Source organism: Finegoldia sp. P3-F-LR (genome assembly GCF_052932165.1).
The window spans coordinates 1-1,605 of the sequence record NZ_JBRFJE010000041.1; the positions used below are offsets into that span (position 1 = coordinate 1).

At 27.7% G+C, this 1,605-nt stretch carries 2 protein-coding genes; both read right to left on the bottom strand.

Annotated elements, in window-relative coordinates:
- Positions 1 to 98: 98 nt before the first annotated feature.
- Positions 99 to 1,013, bottom strand: coding sequence for an IS3 family transposase (locus ACU68U_RS09165; RefSeq protein WP_446763194.1), 915 nt, complete (start codon positions 1,011 to 1,013; stop codon positions 99 to 101).
- Positions 956 to 1,549, bottom strand: coding sequence for a transposase (locus ACU68U_RS09170; RefSeq protein ID WP_446763193.1), 594 nt, complete (start codon positions 1,547 to 1,549; stop codon positions 956 to 958). Before ACU68U_RS09170 ends, ACU68U_RS09165 begins: the two co-directional genes overlap by 58 nt.
- Positions 1,550 to 1,605 lie beyond the last annotated feature (56 nt).

A 1,605-nucleotide genomic window follows, 5' to 3' on the forward strand; every position in this document is an offset into this window, starting at 1 on the left:
TAAGGTGACCCCAAAAAGTTGGACTTTATACCAGAGACATTTAAAAATTATTTGTCTCTGGTTTTTTTGTCCTATTCTACCCATAGGGGTAGAAATTTTTATGCTACATTTTTCTTTCTATATTCTACTGGTGATAAATATCCTAGTTTTTCTTTTATCCTTTCTTCATTGTAATATTTTATGAAATCTTCTATTGTTTGTTTTAAGTGTTCGTATGAATAGAATTTATTTCCGTAGTATATTTCTTGTTTTAATATTCCAAAGAAGTTTTCCATTAGAGAGTTATCTAAGCAATTTCCTTTTCTTGACATGGATTGAGTGATACCGTTAGATTCTAGTTTTGATGTGTATTGATCTATTTGGTATGCCCAGCCTTGATCTGAGTGAAATATTCTTTTTTCTTTTGTTTTGTTAGTTATTTCTATGGCTTTATTTAAGGCTTTTAGGATTGGTTCTAGAGTTGGTTGTTTCGATATTTCATAGCTTAGTATTTCACTGTTGTACATATCTAAATATGGATTTAGATAAAGTTTCTTTATTTGGTAGGTCCCTGATTTATCTTTTTCAAAATACTTAAATTCTGTTGTGTCAGTTGTTATTTGTGTATATGGTTTTTCTACTTTAAAGTTTCTTTTTATTTTGTTGTCTGCTACTTTCCCTACTTGTCCTTTGTAGGATGAGTATTTTCTTGATTTTCTTGAAAAACTTTTTACTTGAATTTTTAGATTTTGAACTAATCTTTGTACTTTCTTTTTGTTTATTTTTAGTCCTAATCTTTTTAACATAGCAGTTATTCTTCTGTATCCATAGTTTGGATTTTCTTTTCTAATTTTAAGTATTTTGTTTTCTATTTCCATATCTTTATTTGGTCTATTTATGCGTTTTTGCCAATACATATATGTTGATTTTGGAAGATTGAAGTATTTTAACAAGTCTTTTAATTTGTATTTATTTCTTAAAATCCCGATTGTTTCAGTAATTGTCTTATTTCTGCATCTGTCATTTGAGACAATTCTATCTTTTTTTTTATTGCATCATTTTCTAATTGAAGCCAATAGTTTTTTTCTTCTAATTTCTTTATTTTTTCTTTTAATTGTGTTTCTGTTAATGAATTATCTCCTAAATTAGTTAAGTTTTCTGATGAATCTATTTTGATATCTTTTGATTTCTTTGGGGATTTTGGCATTTTTGAAGATCTTCCTCTCTTTTTGGGTTTTAGTCCTTCTATGCCTTTTTCTCTAAAGTCGTTTACCCATCTTGCTATCATTGAAGGATTGTTTATCTTTAATTCATTTGCTAGGCTTTGATAGGACATTTCTCCTGTTAAGTACAAGTTTACTACATTTAACTTAAATTCCAAAGTGTGTTGTGTATTTTTTCTTTTTACTTTTATTCCTTCATAGCCTTGTGACTTGTATGCATTTACCCATTTTCTTATTATGCTTTCTGAAGGTATACAATATTTATTTGATAAAGTTTTATATGAGGTATTAGATTCTAAATACTCTTTTACCACTTTCGTTTTGAATTCTGTACTATATTTTGCCATTAAAAAACTGACCTCCTTTAGTTAGTTTTTTGGTCTAACTTTTGGGGGTCAGTTCA